This is a genomic window from Ensifer sp. LC163, assembly GCF_001695855.1.
Lineage (GTDB): Bacteria > Pseudomonadota > Alphaproteobacteria > Rhizobiales > Rhizobiaceae > Ensifer.
In genome coordinates this window covers 1-17,473 of sequence record NZ_MBSS01000037.1, presented here as the reverse complement: position 1 = coordinate 17,473, position 17,473 = coordinate 1, and the positions used below count along the sequence as shown (strand labels likewise).

General features: G+C 57.9%; 16 protein-coding genes and 2 pseudogenes. 8 read left to right on the top strand and 10 right to left on the bottom strand.

Annotated elements, in window-relative coordinates; all coding sequences use genetic code 11:
• Positions 1–187: 187 nt before the first annotated feature.
• The 4 genes from BC360_RS24590 (at position 188) to BC360_RS24575 (ending at position 4,141) form a co-directional block, all read left to right on the top strand.
• Positions 188–1,267, top strand: a complete 1,080-nt coding sequence (locus tag BC360_RS24590; protein ID WP_065797217.1) for an IS630 family transposase — start codon at positions 188–190, stop codon at positions 1,265–1,267.
• A gap of 169 nt (positions 1,268–1,436) precedes the next feature.
• The gene (locus BC360_RS31060) at positions 1,437–2,282 is read left to right on the top strand and encodes an FkbM family methyltransferase (protein ID WP_083222717.1); all 846 of its coding nucleotides are present in this window, start codon (positions 1,437–1,439) and stop codon (positions 2,280–2,282) included.
• 162 nt (positions 2,283–2,444) lie between these two features.
• A complete protein-coding gene (locus tag BC360_RS24580; protein WP_161491394.1) occupies positions 2,445–3,365 on the top strand; it encodes a glycosyltransferase family 61 protein in 921 nt (306 codons plus the stop codon).
• An 8-nt stretch (positions 3,366–3,373) separates the two neighbouring features.
• The gene (locus tag BC360_RS24575; protein WP_083222716.1) at positions 3,374–4,141 is read left to right on the top strand and encodes a TylF/MycF/NovP-related O-methyltransferase; all 768 of its coding nucleotides are present in this window, start codon (positions 3,374–3,376) and stop codon (positions 4,139–4,141) included.
• A gap of 71 nt (positions 4,142–4,212) precedes the next feature.
• Here the strand turns inward: BC360_RS24575 and BC360_RS24570 are convergent.
• Positions 4,213–4,955, bottom strand: a pseudogene (locus BC360_RS24570) (IS630 family transposase); the annotation flags it as partial.
• 183 nt (positions 4,956–5,138) lie between these two features.
• Between BC360_RS24570 and tnpA the strand changes: the two are divergent.
• The 4 genes from tnpA to BC360_RS24545 are packed head-to-tail and all read left to right on the top strand — an operon-like array spanning position 5,139 to position 7,874.
• Entirely contained in the window at positions 5,139–5,510 is a 372-nt protein-coding gene (tnpA, locus tag BC360_RS24560) for an IS66-like element accessory protein TnpA (protein ID WP_065785966.1), read from the top strand.
• The gene (tnpB, locus tag BC360_RS24555; protein WP_065785967.1) at positions 5,507–5,860 is read left to right on the top strand and encodes an IS66 family insertion sequence element accessory protein TnpB; all 354 of its coding nucleotides are present in this window, start codon (positions 5,507–5,509) and stop codon (positions 5,858–5,860) included. Before tnpA ends, tnpB (BC360_RS24555) begins: the two co-directional genes overlap by 4 nt.
• Positions 5,861–5,905: 45 nt before the next feature.
• Positions 5,906–7,615, top strand: a complete 1,710-nt coding sequence (tnpC, locus tag BC360_RS24550; RefSeq protein ID WP_065797212.1) for an IS66 family transposase — start codon at positions 5,906–5,908, stop codon at positions 7,613–7,615.
• A 19-nt stretch (positions 7,616–7,634) separates the two neighbouring features.
• The gene (locus BC360_RS24545) at positions 7,635–7,874 is read left to right on the top strand and encodes a hypothetical protein (RefSeq protein WP_065785969.1); all 240 of its coding nucleotides are present in this window, start codon (positions 7,635–7,637) and stop codon (positions 7,872–7,874) included.
• Positions 7,875–8,039: 165 nt separating this feature from the next.
• Here BC360_RS24545 and BC360_RS24540 read toward each other — a convergent pair.
• From BC360_RS24540 to tnpB (BC360_RS24490), 9 genes and pseudogenes are all read right to left on the bottom strand, one after another.
• Positions 8,040–8,441, bottom strand: a pseudogene (locus BC360_RS24540) (IS630 family transposase); the annotation flags it as partial.
• A gap of 290 nt (positions 8,442–8,731) precedes the next feature.
• Positions 8,732–9,778: an IS110 family transposase gene (locus BC360_RS24535; RefSeq protein ID WP_065797211.1), complete on the bottom strand. Its 1,047-nt coding sequence runs from the start codon at positions 9,776–9,778 to the stop codon at positions 8,732–8,734.
• Between the two features lie 205 nt (positions 9,779–9,983).
• On the bottom strand, positions 9,984–10,169 hold the full coding sequence (locus BC360_RS31900; RefSeq protein WP_065797210.1) for a hypothetical protein: 186 nt from the start codon (positions 10,167–10,169) through the stop codon (positions 9,984–9,986).
• Positions 10,166–10,924, bottom strand: coding sequence for an IS21-like element helper ATPase IstB (gene istB / locus BC360_RS24525; protein ID WP_065797209.1), 759 nt, complete (start codon positions 10,922–10,924; stop codon positions 10,166–10,168). The genes BC360_RS31900 and istB overlap by 4 nt, the downstream gene beginning before the upstream one ends.
• Positions 10,911–12,413, bottom strand: coding sequence for an IS21 family transposase (gene istA / locus BC360_RS24520; RefSeq protein WP_065797208.1), 1,503 nt, complete (start codon positions 12,411–12,413; stop codon positions 10,911–10,913). The genes istB and istA overlap by 14 nt, the downstream gene beginning before the upstream one ends.
• 808 nt (positions 12,414–13,221) lie before the next feature.
• Positions 13,222–13,800, bottom strand: a complete 579-nt coding sequence (locus BC360_RS24515; RefSeq protein ID WP_065797207.1) for a helix-turn-helix domain-containing protein — start codon at positions 13,798–13,800, stop codon at positions 13,222–13,224.
• Between the two features lie 387 nt (positions 13,801–14,187).
• Complete coding sequence (locus BC360_RS31050) at positions 14,188–15,375, bottom strand: IS91 family transposase (protein WP_083222714.1); 1,188 nt, start codon at positions 15,373–15,375, stop codon at positions 14,188–14,190.
• A gap of 173 nt (positions 15,376–15,548) precedes the next feature.
• The gene (gene tnpC, locus BC360_RS24495; RefSeq protein WP_065797203.1) at positions 15,549–17,138 is read right to left on the bottom strand and encodes an IS66 family transposase; all 1,590 of its coding nucleotides are present in this window, start codon (positions 17,136–17,138) and stop codon (positions 15,549–15,551) included.
• A gap of 53 nt (positions 17,139–17,191) precedes the next feature.
• A partial coding sequence (gene tnpB / locus BC360_RS24490) for an IS66 family insertion sequence element accessory protein TnpB (protein ID WP_065797202.1) occupies positions 17,192–17,473 on the bottom strand: 282 nt, incomplete at its 5' end.

Here is a 17,473-nt window from a genome sequence, read left to right as displayed (position 1 = left end):
GCTTCACTTTCCATGCTAACGCCATTCATCTCAGCTTTCTCCTGCTGACCACGAATCGCTTACGCTAGCACACCATTGCCCAGCCCGAATCCCCCGATTTTGTGACTCAGTAAGACTAGTGGTTTGATCGAGACAAAAGAGTCCGATTTAGGATTCCAATTTTTGTGCGTCTGTGCGACGATCTTGCATGCGCAAAGGTATCACATTTGAGGTTTCCGCTGCCGACCGGGTTCGGCTGAACGCAATCGTTTCGGCAGGCAGCTCGCCGCAAAAGCATGTGTGGCGGGCGAAGATCATCTTGATGAGCGACGCGGGTCTCGGAACCGTCGCGATCATGGAGACCACGGGCAAGTCAAAGACCTGCGTCTGGCGTTGGCAGGAGCGCTTCATGACCGAAGGCGTTGACGGCCTTTTGCGCGACAAGAGCCGGCCGCCCGGCACTGCGCCGCTTGACGGTGACCTTGTCGACCGGATTGTGGCCCTGACCCAAGAACCGCCCAAGCAGGAAGCCACACACTGGACGGTTCGTGCGATGGCAAAGGCTGTGGGGATTGCGGCATCCTCAGTCGTCAAGATCTGGCATGAGCATGGTCTCGCACCCCATCGGTGGCGCAGCTTCAAACTATCGAACGACAAGGCTTTCGCCGAGAAGCTTCACGATGTGGTCGGTCTCTACGTCTCGCCGCCGGCCCATGCGATTGTCCTTTCCGTCGATGAGAAAAGTCAGATCCAGGCGCTGGATAGGACGCAGCCGGGTCTTCCGATGAAGAAGGGTCGTGCCGGCACGATGACCCATGATTACAAGCGCCACGGCACCACGACACTTTTCGCGGCCCTGAATGTTCTCGACGGCTCCGTCATCGGCCGCAACATGCAGCGTCACCGGCATCAGGAGTTCATCCGCTTCCTCAACACGATTGAAGCTCCGTTGCCCAAGGACAAGGCGGTTCACGTCATCCTGGACAACTACGCCACACACAAACAGCCCAAAGTTCGGGCCTGGTTGGCGCGGCACCCGCGCTGGACCTTCCACTTCGTTCCGACATCCTGTTCCTGGTTGAATGCCGTCGAGGGGTTCTTCGCTAAGCTCACCCGGCGACGGCTGAAAAACGGTGTCTTCCATTCCGTTGTTGATCTTCAGGCAGCCATCAACCGCTTTATCAAAGAGCACAACGAACAGCCCAAGCCGTTCATCTGGAAGGCAGACCCCGACGACATCATCGCAGCCGTCAAACGTGGGCACCAAGTGTTGGAATCAATCGACTAGGATAACATACTCGAGTGCTACTGCGATGCAGCCGAGCGGCAAAGATGTTCCACCTCAGCACTCTGCACACTAAAAATTCATGTCGCCACTTGCTCCGTGAGCCGGCCACCGTTACCAGAGGAACACACTGCACCAACAGCCCAACCCGACTAAAAGGGTTAAATAAGCGATGAATAATAATCCGCATACCTACCTTGGCGTCGAGCTTGATCAAGTCGGCACACGCTATGGACGGTTTTTGGTGCCTCGGCGCGACGCGGTGATCGGTCGTTCGCTACGCGAGTATGGGGAGTGGGCGGAGAAGGAAATCGCCCTCCTCTGCTCCTTGGCGAACGATGGGGGGACTATCCTAGATGTAGGCGCGAATGTAGGGACACACGCTCTAGGCTTCGCTTCACGATTTCCTAACTCGGCAGTATTTGCCTTTGAGCCGCAGCCCGTTCTCCATGCGCTGCTTACTGCTAATGTCCTGGCAGCAGGCTGCCCGAACGTTACTCCTTTTGCGGTCGCCTGTGGGGACCGTGCTGGCGTCATTGATGTTTCTTCAGACTACGCATCCGTCGGCTGGAACTTCGGCGCAGTAAACCTGGATCGTGTCGAAGAGTTTGCTCGACCACTAGTACAACCAGCTATGCGGCTACCATTGGACAGCATTCTTTACCCCAGTAGGATACAATTGCTAAAGATTGACGTCGAAGGTATGGAGCCCCTTGTGCTTGCCGGCGCGGTCAATCTGCTAAGGTCGGATAGACCGATTGTGTACTTCGAGGTCTTGGAGATTGAGACCCTTATCCGGTGCAGGGATATTCTCACAAAACTCGGATATGAAATGTACTGGGTCGAGAGCTCAGCATACAACGAACGCAACTTCGTTGGGAATAGCAATAACATCTGGGGAGAAGGTGAAACCGCAGTGCTTGCGGTCCCAACCGAAGCAGCCGAAGTGATCTCTGGCTTCACAAAGGTTACCGGATCCGAAACGGCCGTTCCCAAAAGCGCTTATCGCCGTTATTGAGGTACGAAGTAGAGAACATATTTGCGGGAACACATGCTAGATTCTTTTGTAACCACGAATACAGACACGTCGTATCGTAGGCGATTTCCCATTACTCATGCCTTAAAGTGGGTAAACTATGAATTCGAGTTGTATTTTCGGAGTATTGCCGGCCGAGCCTATGTGGAAGCGCCGGTCGAAGGCTACTACCACTGTCGAAATTCCTTCGTATACGAAGCAAAACATATCTTCTCAGATGGTGCATTTGATTCCCTCTCCGTCATTGACTTTAGCGACCACGAATTACTTTGCGAATATGTGAAGAATAGAATCCAGACGGGCGCATATGATCTACCCGCGTCTGGGCAACGCCTCGACGTGCTATTCTGCAAAGCGGGGGCTGGCAACTATGGGCATTTTCTTACTGAATGCGCTCCTCGCTTGCTCAACCTTCAAGGGCAAGCTCTTGGCCCGTTACGTCTTCACATGCCGGTGGAGGCGGCAAACTACGCATCTTTGATTACTGCTTTGTGCAATTTTCTAGGCTTGGATGTGGAGTTGCGGATCGGAAATACTGCGGATCTTGTCTATCTTGAGAGGTTTATCTATCTTTCCAGCATATCAAGTCATAACACCAAAAAGTCGCGCACTTTCTCCAAGTTTCGCGACGTAATACTTGCCATGCTTGGAGTGCAGCAAACGTATAGTAGACGATTTGCCATTAAGCGCGGGCATAATGAGCAACGTAAGGTGTCGAACTGGGATGATCTGACTCCTCACCTTTCCAAACTGGGGTACGAGTGTATTCAGCCAGGCAAGCTCACGTTCAAAGAGCAGGTATCATTGTTTGCCTCAGCAGACCGAATTTTTGGGTCATTGGGGGCCGGCTTTACGAATTGCATGTGGGCTGGAAGCGAATGCATGCCGCTTATGTTAGACCCAGGACTGGCGGATTTTTTCTTCTGGGATATTTCGGGCCAACTTTGTCAGCAGTTTCACTGGCAATTTTGCGGTGTTGCCCAGCCTTGGAGCCTCGAACTAGCCACCACAGATTTCGCAGCACCAGTTGATCTGACTCTCCAGGTTCTAGATCAGCTTCAATAGGAGCATTGATGATGATGCCAAACAACGCCCATTTTAGTAAATGCTTCTGGGGTGCCGCGTCAGCCGAGAATTTCCAAGAAAATGTTAAAGCGCTAATCTGGTCAGAATTCGGTAGCTTAAGTGACACTTTTATGGGTGACAATCTGATTGCGATCGGGCGAAATCTGTCGTTCCTGAATGATGAAAAATTCATGGAGGCATTCCGGAGTGTCATTACGCCGGATAACGTCCCTGGGCAGGGGATAATTTGGCGGATATACACGCTGTGCTGGGCGGCCAAAACGTCATTAAAACGTGGAGGCGATTTTGTGGAATGCGGTGTTTCTACGGGAACGTCTGCAAAGATAATGTGTGAATACCTTAACAGTGAGGACTTCAGCAATAACGTATGGCTGTACGATGTATTTCGGATCGACCCACGGGTCGACACATCGATCTACTTTGGATCTTCATCATCAATTCTTGACGAGGTTACAGGTCGCTTTGCACCATTTCCGAACGTTCGAATTGTACCAGGATATGTACCCGAAAGTTTTGAACTGAATTCACCCGCATCTATAAGTTTCCTCCACCTTGATCTGCACGACACAGCATCTGAAATAGCAGCGCTCGATGCTCTCTTCGACCGCGTAACTCCGGGCGGTATAGTCCTCTTTGATGACTATGGTGCAACTGGCTTCCAGAAACAAAAAGCTGCCGAAGATGAGTGGATGGAACGGCGAGGTCAAGTTATACTTGAGCTTCCGACAGGGCAGGGTCTGGTCGTTAAGCTTTAAGAGCCCGACTCGAAAAGAATTCAATAAACGTAATACCTTGCCAGGCGTCGGGTAATACGGCCTCTCACTGATCAGAACCCATTTGCCCAGGCTCTTCGTCCGATGGACATGATGCGCCAGGGCTGGTTTTCGAGCTTTCGCCAGGCGTTGCAGCAATGAGCGACGATGTCGTCATAGGATTTGAAGACGCGGTTGGAGAGCCAGTTCTCGCGCATGAACAGCCAGAGGTTTTCAACCGGGTTCAGTTCGGGTGATTTCGGCGGCAACGGCAGGATGGTGATGTTTTCAGGCACGATGAGGTTATTGGACATGTGCCAGCCCGCCTGGTCCATGATGAGGATGGCATGTGCATCCTTAGCGACATGGCGTGAGATTTCGGCCAGATGCTGGGTCATGGCATAGGTGTCGCACCATGGCATGATGAGTGCTGCCGCCTTGCCGAGCTTCGGGCAGATGGCGCCAAAAATGTAGGCCGATCGGGTCCGCTGGTCGTGCGGTGCTGACGGTCGCGTCCCACGCCTGGCCCAGCGGCGCGTTATCTTGTTCTTCTGGCCCACCCGAGCCTCGTCTTGAAACCAGATTTCTATCCGCTTGCCTTTGGCGGCCCCGCTGGCGATCTCTGCCACTGCGGCGGGGAAGTTTTTTTAAACTCCTCAATGGCTTGAGGGTCCTGTGCATGATGTTTCGGTCTAGCGGCCAGCTTGCGGTAGCCCGTTGCACGCACCTCACGGCTCAGCGTTTGTTCGCTCACCGAGACGCGAAACTCTTCCCAAAGCCATTGGACGAGATCACACAGACGCCAGCGCACAACACCATCGAGGTAATACGGCATCTTGCTGAATTCGACTCACGGGCTTCCCAAAACGCGATGAATCTGAATCTCTGGTGCAAATCGGAGGTGTGCGGTGAGCGGTACGCATCCGAGTAAGGCCGCCTTGTAGGAATTGTCGGATTTGGCACTGACTGTCCTTATTGACGTCAAAAGGGACAGTGCGGAATGGAACGGCTTGAGATTATCGATAGCGGCCGGCGGCGACGCTTCAGCAAAGAGATGAAGCTGCAGATTGTCGCTGAGAGTTATTCGGAACCTGGCTTGTGTGCAACGACGGCGCGGCGACATGGAATATCGCGTTCGCAGTTATATGAATGGCGCCGGCTCGCACGAGCGTGGCAACGGGATGTTGCGTCGCCTGTCGGCGGCTTTGTCCCGGCGCTGCTTGTTCCGGAGATAGAGCCGGCAGCAGGGTCATTGCCGAACGCCGGCCGGATGGAGGTTGTCAGCGCGAATGGTCGCCGTGTGATCGTGGACCGCGATGTCGACGTTGAGGTGCTGCTGCGGATTGTCCGAGGGCTGGAGACGTTGCGATGAACCCGTTTCCGATGGGAACAGGCGTCAAGGTCTGGCTTTCGACGGGGTATACGGACATGCGCTGTGGCTTTCCCTCTCTGGCGCTTCGGGTGCAGGAGGTTCTGAAGCATGATCCGTTGTCAGGGCATCTCTTCGTCTTCAGGGGGCGCAGATCGGATATTTTGAAGATCATCTGGCATGATGGTCTGGGCGCCTGCCTTTTTACCCGTCGGCTGGAGAAGGGCCGGTTTATCTGGCCGAATGTGGAGGGCGGCGCGGTTGCGATCTCACCGGCGCAACTGTCGTATTTGCTGTCCGGGATCGACTGGCGCAATCCGCAGGAAACCTGGCGTCCGACACGGGTCGGATAGCATTATTACATTGAAAATACAGGGAGAATCTGATCGAATGGCTTCATGAATTCGAAGCCTTCCGATCTTCCTGCGGACCTTGCGAGCGCCTATCTGGCGCTGCTTTCCGAGCGTGAGATGTTACGGGCTGAACGCGATGTCGTTGTCGCCGAGCGCGATACCGTCGTCGCCGAGCGGGACATTGCGGTGGCGCAAGCCGCCAATGTGCAGGCCATGTTGTCGGACAGCGAAGCCCTGATCGCCAGCCTGGAGCTGGCGATCGAAAAGCTGAAGCGCGAACTGCGCGGCCAGAGATCCGAGCGCACGGCGCGCCTGATCGATCAGATGGAATTGCAGCTCGAAGAGCTGGTGATGGCGGCGACGGAGGATGAGGTTGCAGCGCAGGCTGCGGCCGCCAGGACCTCAAGCGTGCGTTCGTTCACGCGCAAACGGCCGGTGCGAAAGCCCTGGCCGGAGAATATCGAGCGTGAGCGCGTGGTGATCGATCCTCCCACCGCTTGTGCTTGTTGCGGTGGCTCGCGCCTGTCGAAGCTGGGCGAGGACATCACCGAGACGCTCGAGGAGGTTCCGCGCCGGTTCAAAGTGATCGAGACGGTGCGGGAGAAATTTACCTGCCGTGACTGCGAGGCGATCAGCCAGCCGCCGGCGCCGTTCCATGCCACGCCGCGCGGCTTCATCGGCCCTCATCTGCTGGCGACGATCCTCTTTGACAAGTTTGGAATGCATAGCCCGCTGAACCGCCAGAGCACCCGGTTCAAATGCGAGGGCATCGAGCTTTCGACCTCGACGCTGGCGGACCAGGTCGGGTATGGAACAGCCGCGCTCCTGCCGATCTTTGATCTGATCGAGAAGCATGTCTTTGCGGCCGAGCGGCTTCACGGCGACGACACCACCATTCCCATCCAGGCCAAAGACAAATGCACGACCGGGCGAATATGGACCTACGTTTGCGATGACCGACCCTACGGCGGAGCGGCGGCGCCGGCGGCAATCTACTATGCTTCGAGCGACCGTCGCGGCGAGCACCCGCAGAAACACCTGGCCGGGTATGGCGGCATTCTGCAGAGTGATTGCTACAATGGTTTCGAGCCGCTCAGTGTCGCCGAGAAGAAAGCAGTGCCGATCACCTTTGCCTTTTGTCATGCGCATGCGCGGCGCAAATTCTTTGAACTGGCCGATATCCAGAAAAGGGCCCGTGACCGCAAACGCAAAGGCAAGCCGATCTCGCCGATCGCCCTGGAGGCCGTCCAACGGTACGATGCGCTGTTCGAGATCGAGCGCCAGATCAATGGATTGAGCGCCGAAGAACGACTGGCCGCGCGGCAGGAAAAGAGCAAGCCGCTGTTCGATGACATGTACGAGTGGTTGAAACGGGAGCGCGCCACGCTCAGCAAATCGTCCGAGGTCGTCGAGCCGATCGATTACATGCTGAAGCGCTGGGATGGTTTTGCCCGTTTCCTGGAAGATGGCCGGATTTGTCTCACGAACAATGCCGCCGAGCGCGCGCTGAGGGGAATTGCACTCGGGCGTCGAAACTGGACCTTCGCCGGTTCTCAGCGTGGGGCCAATCGTGCCGCCGTCATGCTCACCGTCATCACGACCTGCCGTCTCAACGACGTCGACCCAAAGGCGTGGCTCGCCGATGTGTTCGCCCGCATCGCCGATCTTCCCGTCTCCCGCCTGCATGAACTACTGCCCTGGGAATGGAAAAGACTACGGCAGGCCGAGAACCTGGCTTCTCAGCAGGCCGCCTGACAGAAAAAGGGATCGACGAATGGGATATCGCAACTCGACTCTGTACACGTTGAAATACGTGGCCGAAATGCTTGGTGAAGACGAGGACTTCCTGCACGAGTGCTCCATCGAAATGTTCTCGGAAGACGGCTGCCTGAGTGCCTACGACAACTTCCCAGCGTCTGAACTGACCGAGCACATTGTCCTCTTCACCGAAGATGGCATCGACAACCTCAAATACATCATTGAAGCCCGCAGGGACGCCGACGGCGCATCATAAAAAAGCTCCCTTGAACCCGCGTGCAAGGCTATCTTAGGCCAACTTCACGCGCGAGACCTTATCCCGCGGCCTTCCTCGGTCTTCCTCGGATGCATACGGTGAGCGTCCGGTGAGCGGATTTTGGTTCGGCGCGGAATTGGCGCAAGTTATACCAACGTGCACGGATCATGACCGATGCGCCCAATCGCGCAGTCCGATGGACATGATCTTCCACGGCTGATCGACGAGCCTGTTCCAAGCGCGGCAGCAGTGATCGACGATGTCGTCGTAGTCCTTGAAGACGCGGTTCGACAACCAGTTGTCCCTCATGAACTGCCAGAGGTTCTCGACCGGGTTCAATTCCGGCGACCGCGGCGGCAGGAACATCAAGGTGATGTTGTCCGGCACCTTCAGCTTCGGCGTGACGTGCCATCCGGCCTGGTCGAGAATGAGCACGGCATGTGCTCCGGGATCGACGGCGTTGCTGATTTCGGCAAGGTGTTCCTGCATCGCCTCGGTGTCGCAATAGGGAAGGACGAGGCCAGCCCCCTTGCCCTTTTTCGGGCAGATCGCGCCGAAGATGTAAGCCCATATGTGGACGGCTCCCGCTTGCAAGTGTTTTCTGCAGATATTTTTGATCGGATCGCTTGCTTCCATATGTGCGGCCTTTGAATGCGGTCGCACGTGACCACTGGCCAAGATGGTTTCCGCGGCGCGAGTTCCAAACACAGGGCCGACCTGTTATGGCCAGTGGGCTTAACGGAGTTTCACGCGTCTCGGATCGATCGATCGCACACACATCTGCTGCTTTCTTGCAAGTTCACGGTATCAGCTCAACACGCTAGCGTTCGTTGCTGCTCAGCGTGATGGCCAATCTGTCATGCTGTCAGCCCAGCGGGCTGCTGTACGTCTTGTGATTTTCGGTATGGTTGGCCGCTTACCATCAGCTTCCAGGCGATACGGGCAATCTTGTTGGCCAGCGCCACCGCGACCAGCTTTGGTCTCTTTCGTTGCAGGAGCTCGAGAAGCCATCGAGAGGCATGCCTGCTGCGACCTGTTCTGACGTGCTGAAGAAGAGAAGTCGCACCAACCACCAATATGCTTCGCAACATTTCATCCCCAGCACGCGTAATAACACCAAGCCTGACTTTGCCGGCGGTAGAATGATCTTTCGGAGTAAGGCCAATCCAGGCAGCAAAATCACGTCCGGATCTAAACATCTTCGGATCCGGAGCCTTCATCATTAAAAGTGATGCGCCGATCGGCCCGACACCCGGGATTTCGGCCAGACGCTTGCTGCATTCATCGGAGCGGTGCAGCGCAATCAGTTTCTCATCGACTGTTTTGATTTCGGCAAGCAGATCTCGATATTCCTCACCGTGCATGGCGAAGAGCTCGCGCGCCAGTTCCGGTAGAGACTGATCGGCGGCGATCCGCTCCAACAACGGTTCGATTCGGCACATACCCTTGGCAGCGACGATACCGAACTCCATCGCAAAGCCGCGAATAGCATTGGCAAGCTGCGTGCGATTGTGGAGCAACCTCTGCCTCACCCCGACCAGCATCAAGGCTGCTTGTTGGTCTGCAGTCTTCATCGGCACGAAGCGCATCGTCGGTCGACTCATCGCCTCGCACAAAGCTTCTGCATCCGCAGCATCGTTCTTGCCGCGTTTGACATACGGCTTTGCCAGTTGTGGTGCGATCAGCTTCACCTCGTGGCCGAACGAGCTCAATAGCCTTGCCCAGTGATGCGAACCGCCACATGCCTCGAGTGCAATAGCAGTCGGTGGCGCCTTCTCGAAGAACTTCACCATTTCCTTCCGCGAGAGCTTCTTGCGAAGAACCGGTTGCTCGCCTGCATTCACGCCATGCAATTGGAAAACGCTCTTTGACGTATCCATACCAATGCGAATAATCTTTTCCACGGACGGTCTCCCTCGATTGAGATTTCGACGAACTCATTCTGGCACATTTGATGCCGTTGGGAGCCGTCCACCTCAACACATGGTGCGCTGGTCGTGCGGGGCCGACGGTCGGGTTCCCCGACGTGTGTTAGCGGTCGCCTAAAACTGCGGCTATTCGCTGCCGAGAAATCGGAATAAGGCAGCGTGCTTTCGGTGGGCTGTCCGATCATTTGTTTGGCAGGCGCTGGTTTTGGAGCTCGGTCTGGATCTGGACGTTGTATTGGTGCCAGACGCTGTCGCGGATTTCGGTCAGCAGTTCGAAGACGGCCAGGGCCTGTTCCGGTGTCCAGGTTGTCGGGATCTCGACGGACAAGGAGAGCGGCAACCCAGGTTTCGCGGGGGCTTTCGTCATGGCCTTTGCGCCCTTCTCTGCTCGGTGCGCAGTTCCGATCGTTCGGTGGCCTCTTTGAGCCGGTAGGATTGGCCCTCGATGGCAATGACTTCGGCATTGTGGACGAGACGATCGACCATCGACACGACGCAGGCGGCGTTGGGAAAGACCTCGTGCCAGTCGGCAAAATTGCGATTGGTCGTGACGATGGTGCTCTTTGCCTCGTAGCGTCGGCTGATCAGCTCGAAGAGCAGGTCGGCATGACGGTTGGTGTAGGAGAGATATCCGACCTCATCGATGACGAGGAGGGCTGGAGCGGTGTAATGGGCCAGGCGCCGGCGGAGCGCGGAAGCGCTGTCGATGGCAGCCAGTTCGCCCAGCAGTTGGCCGGCGCTGGTAAACAGGGCGGTGTGGCCGTTGAGGACGGCATGATGGGCGATGTTGCGGGCAAGTGTTGACTTGCCGACCCCGTTGGGGCCGATGAAGACGGCATTGGCGGCGTCACGGATGAAGTCGAGACGCATGAGCGCTTCGATGGACTGCCGGTCGCATCGTGTCGGAAAGGACCAATCGAAGTCGCAGAGCGGCTTGAAGCGTCCGATCCTGGCATCCTTCAGCCGTCGTTCCAGACTACGCCTGGCGCGTTCGTTCTCCTCCCAGTCGAGAAGTGTCAGCGCCCACCCGCCTTCAAGCGCGTCCTGCCAGTGAGCGACAAGACCGTGCAGGTGCAACCGGGCGGCGCGATTGAGGGCATCGCTTTGATCATGACTTGTCATCTGAGGTTTCCTTGAGCTGGTCGTAGAGGTCGAGACGAGCGGGCCGGACAGGACTGTCCTTGTCCTGGACATGCCGGGGCAGCGCGACGGGCAGCAACGGCGGTTGGCGCCGCCGTTCCCGTCGGCGCTCCAGGATCAGCTGGACGGCATTGGGATGGGGCGATGGCCCTTCGAGCGCCAGGACCTCCAGGATTCCCGCTTGCAGTTCGCTGGCTCCGTAGTGCTGAAGCAGCCGGTTCAGGCCGATGACGGCGGAATGCAGGGAATGTCCGTTCTGTGCCGCGCGCTCAAGAAGCGCGGTGCTGGCGGGAACGGCGGCAGCCAGCCGATCGGTGGCGCTGTGTCGTCGGGCGGCACGCTTCTCGTCAACCAAAGCCTTGATGTGGGCGGCATCCTCCACCTGAGCACCCTTGTCGTAGCTGCGAACGTGACAGGCAACGACCTTCGCACCATCGAGGACGCGGACTTCCTTCTGCGTGGCCACGATGCTCAAGCTGCACCGGACGTAGGCGTGCGGGACGGAATAGCCGTTCAGATCGAAGCGGGCGTAAGGGGTCTTGCCGATGGAAACAGCGATCTGGGCCGGCCATTCAAAGGAGGTGTCTGGCAATGGCAAAAGGTAGGGCTGTTCGAGGGCGAAGGCCTGCCTGACGGTCATATCGAGACCGGGGCACAGTCTGTCGGCGGCAACGCCCTCGCACCAGGCGTCGGCCTGGGCGTTGAGATCGTCGAGATCCTTGAAGCTGCGGGCGGCAAAGAAGTTGTCGCGGATATAGCGAATAGCCCGCTCGACGCGGCCTTTCTCATTCCCCCGCGCGACAGCGACCGGACGGGGATCGTATCGATAATGGGCGGCAAAGGCGAGCAGAGTGGGGTTGAAGCGGATGGCATCGCCATGACGCTCGAGCACAGCGCTCTTCAGATTGTCGTAGAGCACGACCTTCGGAACCCCGCCCCATCTGTCAAAGGCCTCGACGTGACCGGACAGAAACGCTTCCATCCTGGCATCGAGGAAGAAGCGCAGGAAGATCCGGCGGGACTGGCTCAGCACGATGACGAAGGCCATCAGGGGACGACGTGCCCTACCGATCTGCATCTGTCCAAAGTGGCCCCAGTCGGCCTGGGCCTGCTCTCCAGGAAGGGTGCGCAGGCGCAGATAGGCCTCGGCCTTCTGGCGCGGTCGGTGGCGGGCGATCATATGGCGGAAGTGACCGCCGTCGCCACGATATCCCCGCTCGCAGACCATTGCGTGGAGTCTGGCTGCCGTCAGGGTGGGGAATGCCTCAAGGGTCTCCAGAATGAACGGCAGATAGGCGTCGATCTGGCTTGGCCGAGTTCGCGGCCCATGCGGCACCAGCCCGGAACGGGCCAGCACGCATTGAACGGTATGATGGTGGACGCCGAGTTGGTGGGCAATGGTGTTGGCCCGCCACTTCTCGACATGGTGGTAGCGCAGGATCTGAGCCTGCAGTTCGGCAGATATGGCCATCGTCATCCTCTGGATAGGGACATCGGGATGGCTCGGCGACGACGCAGGGGCTCACGGCGGACAAACGGCGAGCAGCAGCGGCCACACCAGTGACAATGATGCCCCAGAACGCCGGTCGGCAATCCTTCAGGGATCGCAGGCTCGGTCAAGGGCGGCGTATCAGCAGTGTCGGACGCCTTGTTCGGTGTCGTCACCGAAGCCGCCATTACATCAACATCGGCATCGCTGGCGAGTGAACCATGGTGCGTCACTATTTTGTGCCGGGCCCGATATCGGCGGCTGCGGGCTGCATGAGCGAAGCGGCCGTTCCGGCTCGTCTGATAACGCCTGGCGACATCCCGACGGCGCGCGGCACGGGCAACACGAGCGCAGCCGCCGGCGCAATAAATCTGCCCGCGGTCACAACATCGGCAGATCAGCACCTGCGTCCGACAACGTTCGCAGAGAAAGAAGCGTCCGGTATCATGTTCATCCGCCCTTCGGCCGCTGCCATGACATGGACGCGAGGCCCCGTCTGCGCCATAATAACCCGGCATTCCTTCATCAATCGACGCAAAGATTACGGCACGCGCTGCGGCTGCACCAGTCCTCACCCCTTCACCCAAAAGCCGTTTGGTATACTTCTCGACGCACTGGCCCCTATGCTTGCCTGCGCGCAGGCAAGCATAGGGGCCAGTGCGTCCCATCCGCTTCAGAACAAGCAAGTCATTGCCGAAAAACCTCTGTGGACCTCTCGGCAGCGAATAGCCGCACTTCTCAACGACCGTTCACAGACGTGCCCAGCGGCGCGTGATCTTGTTCTTTTGCCCTATTCTGGCTTCGTCGGCCCACCAGATTTCGATGTCCGTTCCGGGCGGGCATTTCTTCCTGATCTCTGCCAGCGCGGCGGGGAAGTCTTTTTAAAAACCTCCCCCTCCAATTCGTTCTGGGCGTAATGGCGCGGACGAGCGGAAAGCTTGGCAAAACCGAGTGTCTTGAGTTCTCGCCCGACCGTCGTCTCGTCGACAGAGACCCGAAACTCTTGGAACAGCCACTGCACGAGGTCCTTACGGCGCCAGCGGACCACGCCGTGAACGGCGGGGATCGGACCGCTTTCGACGATCTTCGCCAGCGCTTGGCGCTGCGTGTCGTTTAGCTTGGCCCGGCCGCCTGGTGCTTTTCCGTTGATCAACCCGGCGGCGCCGCGTTCGTTGAAACGCACGACCCAGTCGCGGACGATCTGCACCGTCACCCCGCCGATCTCGGATGCGTATTGCCGGGAGCAGCCATCATAAATCGAGGCCAGCGCCAACAGCCGCCGGACCTGGGCGGCATCCCTTGCTTTCTTCGCCAGCCTCCTGACTGCCGTTCCGTCGTAATCTGCCCGCAACGATATCGCCTTCGTCATGCCAAACCTCCGTTTGGCACAATGAGTCAGAATTTCTCTGATTTGGGAATCTGGAGGGTTATTTGAGGGCGCATCGGACGGTGCGGCAAATTCGGGCGACCTCATGTAAGCCGGATTGAGCTAAGGCGCGGGTTGTTTGACGCTGCTATGGGGAATTGAGAGCCAACCCGCTGGAGGTGAAGCGGGAACCATCCCGTCCCGGCTGCTCCACGGGTGTCACTGAGCCGGAGAGTGCGCTTTCAAGCGCGGTTTTCCGAAAACTTTGCGGGCCTCTCTGCCATATGAACAGGGATCTGGAGCGCTTTGACCTGGCTGAGGTCGAGCGATATCGCACGCGGGAAAAGCGCTGAGCGAGTGGGAATATTCTGTGGTGCTGATTGTCGAACATCATGAAGTATCGCACCGGAACGATGATGGTCGAGGCGGCGATACAGGCGCAACGGTGATGCCAGTTCGACGCATGGGGCGCCGGCAGTCGGGGCATTCGTAGGAATGGGCCTGCTGCGATTTGGTCGAATGGGATTGCCCGCTTGTTTGTGATGGTTGTTCGAGGAGGCTTCTACAGAGACTGATACGATCCTGCCGATGACAATTGGCGAGAAAGCCGAAGTGGCGCATACGGTGGAAGCCGTCCGGAAGCACATGAAGGAGGAAGCGCCGTATAAACTCGTGGGGATGAAGGCGCATGATCTTCTCACGGTCGCGACCGTTGCCACGATAATCTTTCCATCGGAAGGCGACATGGTCGCCATCGGCATGAACGATGCGGCTGTTTGCGATGGCAACACGATGGGTGTACCTGCCAAGGTAGGCGAGCACCTGATCTGGTCCGCCGAATGGCGGCTTCGAATAAACAACCCATTCGATGCTGCGAGCGCGCACGAGATGGCGGGTGAATGTGTTCTTATCGTTGAGGTGAGCGAGTTCGTTAAAGAAGTGCAGTTCATCCCTGGCGAAGGCTTCAGCAAGCGCTGCCACAAAAAGCCGGCGAAACAGGCGCGATAACACGTGAACGGGTAGAAAGAAGCTCGGTCGGGATGCAACCCACCTTGATCTGTCTGCTGAGAGACCTCCACCCGGCACGACGCAATGGACGTGGGGATGATGGGTCATCGCCTGACCCCAGGTGTGAAGTACGGCGGTGACACCGATCTCTGCTCCCAGCCATTTGGGATTGGCCGCGATGGTTTGCAGCGTCTCGGCCGAGATCCGCATCAGCAATGCATACACGACCGCCTTGTTCTGGAAGGCGATCTCAGCGACGCCACGTGGTAGCGTGAAGACTACGTGGAAATATGGGATCGGCAAGAGATCGGCGATGCGTGCGTCGACCCACTCCTTGCGAGCAGCCCCCTGACACTTCGGGCAGTGGCGATTACGGCAAGAGTTATAGGAGATGCGGGTTCTGCCGCACCCATCGCAGGCATCGACGTGACCGCCGAGCCTGGGTGTCCGGCAGGCTTCTATCGCCCCCATGACGCGTCGTTCGCCGCGGCCAAGATGACCGGCGTTCTCTTGTCTGTAAGGGCCCCCATGCCGCCGAATGATGTCGGCGACTTCGAAGGTGGGGCGCAACCGATTACGCTTCCGGCGGCGTCACCTCCAGTCGCAACCGATCAAGGGGGCTGGCTGTCGACCTGATCGTGTCGGTGGAAACCTGCGTATAGTGGTAAGCGCGATTTTCCATGCGCATTGACGGCTGTGGCACCGCTGAATCGCCCTCGCATCGGTAGCGATATCCGGCTCTATCAGGCCGCAGAGGTTTTGGAGAAGTTGAACGGTAGCAGGTCGCCGATGTCGGCCGCTTCGTCGCGCTGCGGCAACTCAGTGAGCACGTGGCGCAGCCAGGTGAGTGGGTCGACGCCACAGGCGCGGCAAGTCAGCATCAAACTATAGATCACTGCGCTGGCCTTGGCTCCGTCGACGGTGTCGCTGAACAGCCACGATTTTCTTCCGGTGGCAAAAACTCTGATGTCGCGTTCCAGAATGTTGTTATCAATCGGAATCCTGCCGTCGCTGGTGTAGCGTGTCAGGTAATCCCACTGGTTCAGGGTGTAGGACACAGCATCGCCGAGCTTGGTATCCGGCACGACCTTCGGCGCGATGTTGTCGAGCCACGCCTTCAGGGCGGTCAGGACAGGCAAGCTGTGCTGTTGCCGGAAACGGTGAATGCAGTCGGCCTGCGTTTCACCCACGTCGGGCTTTTCGTCTCGCGCCTGCCTTTCGATCCGGTAGAGCTGCTCGAAGAACCTGAGAGCTTGCTCCGGCGGGCCGCCACCTTTCTTTCTGGCTTTGAGGGCCTCAACGAAGCGCCGCCGGGAATGAGCCATGCATCCGACATGGGTTGCGCCATGCAATGTGCGCCACGCGGTGTAGCCATCGCTCACCAATATGCCGCGGTAGTCACCGAGGAAGGTCTGCGGGTGGATCTGGCCGCGGCCAGGCTGATAGTCGAGCAATACGATTGGCTGGTCACTGTCCTCGCCGCTGCGGTACGCCCACATATACGAGGTGCTGGTGGCCTCCTTGTCCTTTTCTTTGAGGACCTGAACCGTCGTCTCATCGCCATGAATGAGAGGCTGCGATTGAAGCCGCAGTTTCAGAGCGTCATAGATGCGGTGCAGATGCCTCTCGCTCGAACCGATGACCCAATGAGCAAGAGCGCCACGGCTGATCGGAACGCCGGCCCGCTCGAATGTCTGCGCCACGCGGTAGAGCGGTGTGCCATCGACGTACTTATGGACGAGCGCGAAGGCCAGTGTCGAGGCCGTCGCGATGCTGCCCGGCAGGGGTTGCCTCGGCATCGGTGCGATCACGACGGGCGTGTTGATTCCGGTGCGATCGCAATGGCGGCAAGCGTACTTGAACCGCACATTCTGCAGGACCTTTGCCTTGACCTCGATATGGAGCTGCTCGGTAACGGCCTCGCCCATGCAATGCATTTGACTATCGCAGCATGGACAAGCCTTCTGATCGTCGGGAAGGTCATATTCGACACGCTCACGCGGTAAGTCTTCCGGCAGAGGTCTGCGGCCCCGCTTTTTACCCGCAGTGCTATCGACCGCCGGCAAGCCTGTATCCGGGAGATCGGCGACGTCGTCGCCATAATCACGGTCATCCTCGTTCGCGGCCTCTTCGGCTTCGTTGAAGAGGCGATCAACGTGCTTTTCGCTGCGCGGAGCAAAGCGATGGAGCCTTGCGAGTGCCAATTCCTCTTCCAGCTTGACGACCTGTCGCGAGAGCGCTTCCTTCTCGGCTTTAAGCGCAGCGATTTCGGCAGCATTTGCCGCCAACTGCGCCATCAGCACTACAATGTCAGGATCGCCGGCTCGTACCATCCGATTCTTGAATCTGAACCGCCCCTTTGCGTCAACAGCTCAATTCGCCACCTTCAACCGGCGATCTGATATTGCCGCACCGGATGGCGGATCATCGCGTCGATATCGATGCCGTCGAGAATCCAGTGGAGCTGTTCTGTCGTCAGCACAACGACCGGCACCTCCCGGCGGGGCCAACGGAACCTGTCTTCCGTCAATTTCTTCAGGACCATCACAAAACCGGACCGATCAAAAAACAGGAGCTTCATCCGGTCGTGACGGCGATTGCAAAAGGCAAAGACCGCGGGAGCAAAGGGATCGAGCTCCATTACCTCCTGCACCAGAACCGCAAGGCT

Coding starts and splice junctions, on each gene's coding strand:
- BC360_RS24590 (WP_065797217.1), top strand. CDS start 188: ATGCGCAAAGGTATCACATTTGAGGTTTCCGCTGCCGACCGGGTTCGG.
- BC360_RS31060 (WP_083222717.1), top strand. CDS start 1,437: ATGAATAATAATCCGCATACCTACCTTGGCGTCGAGCTTGATCAAGTC.
- BC360_RS24575 (WP_083222716.1), top strand. CDS start 3,374: ATGATGATGCCAAACAACGCCCATTTTAGTAAATGCTTCTGGGGTGCC.
- tnpA (WP_065785966.1), top strand. CDS start 5,139: ATGGAACGGCTTGAGATTATCGATAGCGGCCGGCGGCGACGCTTCAGC.
- tnpB (WP_065785967.1), top strand. CDS start 5,507: ATGAACCCGTTTCCGATGGGAACAGGCGTCAAGGTCTGGCTTTCGACG.
- tnpC (WP_065797212.1), top strand. CDS start 5,906: ATGAATTCGAAGCCTTCCGATCTTCCTGCGGACCTTGCGAGCGCCTAT.
- BC360_RS24545 (WP_065785969.1), top strand. CDS start 7,635: ATGGGATATCGCAACTCGACTCTGTACACGTTGAAATACGTGGCCGAA.
- BC360_RS31900 (WP_065797210.1), bottom strand. CDS start 10,169: ATGACGAAAGCCCCCGCGAAACCTGGGTTGCCGCTCTCCTTGTCCGTC.
- istB (WP_065797209.1), bottom strand. CDS start 10,924: ATGACAAGTCATGATCAAAGCGATGCCCTCAATCGCGCCGCCCGGTTG.
- istA (WP_065797208.1), bottom strand. CDS start 12,413: ATGGCCATATCTGCCGAACTGCAGGCTCAGATCCTGCGCTACCACCAT.
- BC360_RS24515 (WP_065797207.1), bottom strand. CDS start 13,800: ATGACGAAGGCGATATCGTTGCGGGCAGATTACGACGGAACGGCAGTC.
- tnpC (WP_065797203.1), bottom strand. CDS start 17,138: ATGGTACGAGCCGGCGATCCTGACATTGTAGTGCTGATGGCGCAGTTG.